Below are 3,462 nucleotides of genomic sequence, written 5' to 3'. Positions count from 1 at the left end.
GTCATATGCTGTTTAACCAGCGTCTGATATCGGCGGGTAAGGCGAGAGTCAATCCCGCCAACAGATAGGTTGAAATCATTCTGCAAAGTAATAACAGGTATCACGATAAATGTGTAGATACCTATGCGCAAAAGGGAGGGCTGAGCAATGGTCATTATAATGGGCCGCGAGCATGAGTCCTGGTGTAAAACGCGGCCGGTAAGGGTCGCACGAATGGGTTTTAAGGTTAAACACGGCCCGACAGGGCCGTTATCCTACTAGCGCTAGCGTACGCGCCGGGGTGCCTTGGTTTTGCTGTTCAGGCCGACGGGCAGTTGGCGGAGCCGCCGTAGGCGCCGGGTACCTTCTTGCACCAGACGTTCGGGTCCCCTCTTGCACCAGACGTTCGGGTACCTCCTTGCACCAGACGTCCGGGTAACTTCTTGCACCAGACGTCCGGGTACCTCCTTGCACCAGACCTAAGGCCGCGCGACCTGGCGCCCATTCCGCGGCGAGCGACGGCACCCAAGCTGATGTTGGCATTGCGGCGGCGGCTTAGGTTTGTCCGCCGCCGCTGCGGCGTTCCAGCCACAATGCAATCATCGCCACAATAAACGCCTGTTCCGCTTCGCTAAGCGCTACCCCACGCGGTATGCCATACCACTTCTCCAGACAGCCGCGGCAACAGGTCGCGGTGGCATGCTGGGCGACAAACACCGGATGACCCCGCCACGGCGTTTGTCTGCCCTCTTTGGCCGGGAGCGCCGGTGCCAGCCGTCGGGTGATGAAATCCCGCGCGTGGTTCAAGATGACCGACATGCCTTTGGCGTGCAGATACTCGCTATCGCGCGGGTTAAGAGAGAAACGGCGCCGAAAGGCCGATTGCTGCAGGCGTTGCCATATTAGCTCTTTATCCCTTGCATCTTGCGTCATTAGGTTACCTCGCCCCGGTCGGCCGCCTGCTACCTGTGCACAGGGCGCATAGTGTAACACGCCATGCGCCGGCAAACGATGGACAGCAACGAGACCCTGTGCGCGGTCTTCGTCCGCCGTCACGACGCAGGATAATGCCTGGCGGCGGGGTGACTAAAAAGAGGGAAACGTAGAAAAGCGCTGAAATAGCGGTGGCGGGATGAATGATAAGGAATGCTGCGTCTATATATTATGTTATTTACTATTGAATTAAAATATGGTTTAACGTCATTTAATTCTTCGTGGTAAAGGTTGTTGTCAATCGCAGTATTATTATCGATCTCTCTCACACTCTCGTTAAAAAATAATGATGAATGGAGTCATTGGAAGGGATTTTTTATATTGATTGTCGGGGTTTTTATTCCGAATTCACCGAGTCATAGGTGAGGAATTGTTTTATAATGTAATGTTTTTAAAGTCTTTTTGTTTATGCTTGGCGCTATCAATTAGTTGGATGATAGGGTGCTTTTAGTATTTTTTGTTTATATCATTATGATGTCTATCGGTTATTTGTTGCCATGCAATGGCTTGAAAGGTCAAATTTCATCGAGTATGATTCCGCCGTCAGCTCAATATCCGATCTATCAGTGACATCAAGATCTGTTGAATGCTCGTTTTTATTTGGGCCTCTGCGGATATCAAATTATTAGTGGCAAAATATAATAAATATAGAGGGTATCAACATGAAACTACAGTATCTGTCTGTACTCGTTTCGGCTATGGTGATGGCCGGTAGCGCCGGGGCAGCCGAAGTTTATAATAAAGACGGCAATAAGCTGGATTTGTTCGGTAAACTTAACGGCATGCGCTATATGTCCAGTGATGATGCTAAAAACGGCGATCGCTCCTTCATCCGTTATGGCTTCAAAGGGGAAGCCCAGCTTAGCGAGGGGTTTACCGGTTTCGGTACCTGGGAGCAAGACGTCGGACTGAACCAAGCTGAAGGTGAAAGCGGGAGAAGCAACTTTACCCGCCTGGGTTTCGCCGGTATCAAGTTCGCTGATGCGGGCAGCATTGACTATGGCCGTAACTACGGCGTGCTGTATGACGTCGGCGCCTGGACCGATATGATGCCGGAATTCGGCGGCGACACCACCGTTACCGACAACTTCATGACCGGCCGCGCCAACGGTGTGTTCACCTATCGTAATACCAATTTCTTCGGTCTGGTCGACGGCCTGAACGTAGCGCTGCAGTATCAGGGTAAAAACGATACCAAGGGCGAGGGTAAGGGTGGCCGTGGCTTAAATGAGGCGAATGGCGACGGCTACGGTTTGTCCGTCACCTATGATTTTGGGAACGGTGTTTCCGCCGGTGCCGCCTATACCAGCAGTAATCGCACGTTGGCGCAGCGTATGATGAACAGCGCGCGTAACGAGGGTAAAAGAGCTGAAGCCTACTCCGTGGGTCTGAAATATGACGCTGACAACCTCTACCTTGCGGCGCTGTACAGCGAAACCCGCAACATGACGCCCTATGGCGACTTTTCGGACAAGGCGCAACACGGTTTTGCTGATAAGGCCCACAATCTTGAATTGGTCGCGCAATACGCGCTTGATTTCGGCCTGCGCCCCTCGATCGGCTATCTGCAATCGCACATTGACGGCGACTATCAGGGCAAAAGCCAAGACATCAAAAAGTACATCGAGGTGGGTGCCAGCTATAACTTTAACAAAAATATGCTGACCTTCATCGACTATCGCATCAATCTGCTGTCTAAAAACGACTTTACCCGTGACACGCAGATCTCTACCGACAATATCTTAGCGTTAGGCATGACGTACATGTTCTGATGCGTCTATTGACGTAGAGTATCGGCCGATAAGAAACGGGGCGTACGGTGAGACCGTCCGCCCCGTTGTTTTGTAATACACGCCGCAACCCTCGCCCAGGGCGGGCTAGGATGCCGGCGGTAAAACGATGCCTGTGTGCAGGTGTGCCACGCGGAGCGAGGGGAGGTGAGGGGGAGTTAACGGTGTTAACGGTGGCGCTGATTGACAAGCGCTTTTTTGCGCATTTGTTTGACCGCTTTAATCAGCGAAAATACGGCAAAGCCGAGCAAGACGGCTATGAGAATAAAATTCGTCATCTCTTTGCTCTCCTTCTTTTTTGGAAGGCGCCTATTATCGGTAAGGAGAGGGGGCAGGGTAATAGGATGATTCCGCAAGCGCTAGCGCCTCTTCCTTAACGCCGGCTTGCGTAACCCCCATGTCGCCACCTCGCCAATCGGCCAGGCATCGCTTGCCACGCCGTTGCCGACCACAAGCGGTGTCGTGTTCCCGCCGGCGCCGCATCGGCTGCTTGCGCAGTCGGCCAGCTGCGCGCCGAGGGATTTTCTGCGGCGTCGGTTTGTGATTGTCTTTTGGTTAAACAATACTTTATCCGTAAGCGCCCCATATAGGACGTCTTTCGATTTCGACAGGGATGATTAAGGATGGTGTCCACCTATTTTAAGTGGACACTATCTATGACAGAGCCCAAAAAACCGCGAGCCAACTACTCCATGGAGTT

At 52.3% G+C, this 3,462-nt stretch carries 3 protein-coding genes; 2 read left to right on the top strand and 1 reads right to left on the bottom strand.

The window, feature by feature from the left end; genetic code table 11:
• Positions 1-534: 534 nt before the first annotated feature.
• Positions 535-912 (bottom strand): DUF4186 domain-containing protein, encoded by a 378-nt coding sequence (locus CINSTRO3249_RS14165; protein WP_074013735.1) that lies wholly within the window; start codon positions 910-912, stop codon positions 535-537.
• 722 nt (positions 913-1,634) lie between these two features.
• Here CINSTRO3249_RS14165 and ompC point away from each other — a divergent pair.
• Positions 1,635-2,744, top strand: coding sequence for a porin OmpC (gene ompC / locus CINSTRO3249_RS14160; RefSeq protein ID WP_074013734.1), 1,110 nt, complete (start codon positions 1,635-1,637; stop codon positions 2,742-2,744).
• A 182-nt stretch (positions 2,745-2,926) separates the two neighbouring features.
• Entirely contained in the window at positions 2,927-3,139 is a 213-nt protein-coding gene (locus CINSTRO3249_RS16860) for a hypothetical protein (RefSeq protein ID WP_125933209.1), read from the top strand.
• Positions 3,140-3,462: the final 323 nt, after the last annotated feature.

The organism is Candidatus Sodalis sp. SoCistrobi (genome assembly GCF_900143145.1).
Classification (GTDB): Bacteria; Pseudomonadota; Gammaproteobacteria; order Enterobacterales; family Enterobacteriaceae; genus SoCistrobi.
The sequence above is the reverse complement of the archived record's forward strand: the minus strand, read 5'-3'. Positions and strand labels throughout refer to the sequence as shown.

Excerpts from the sequence above, each read along its gene's own strand:
- CINSTRO3249_RS14165 (WP_074013735.1), bottom strand. The coding sequence starts at position 912 with ATGACGCAAGATGCAAGGGATAAAGAGCTAATATGGCAACGCCTGCAG.
- ompC (WP_074013734.1), top strand. The coding sequence starts at position 1,635 with ATGAAACTACAGTATCTGTCTGTACTCGTTTCGGCTATGGTGATGGCC.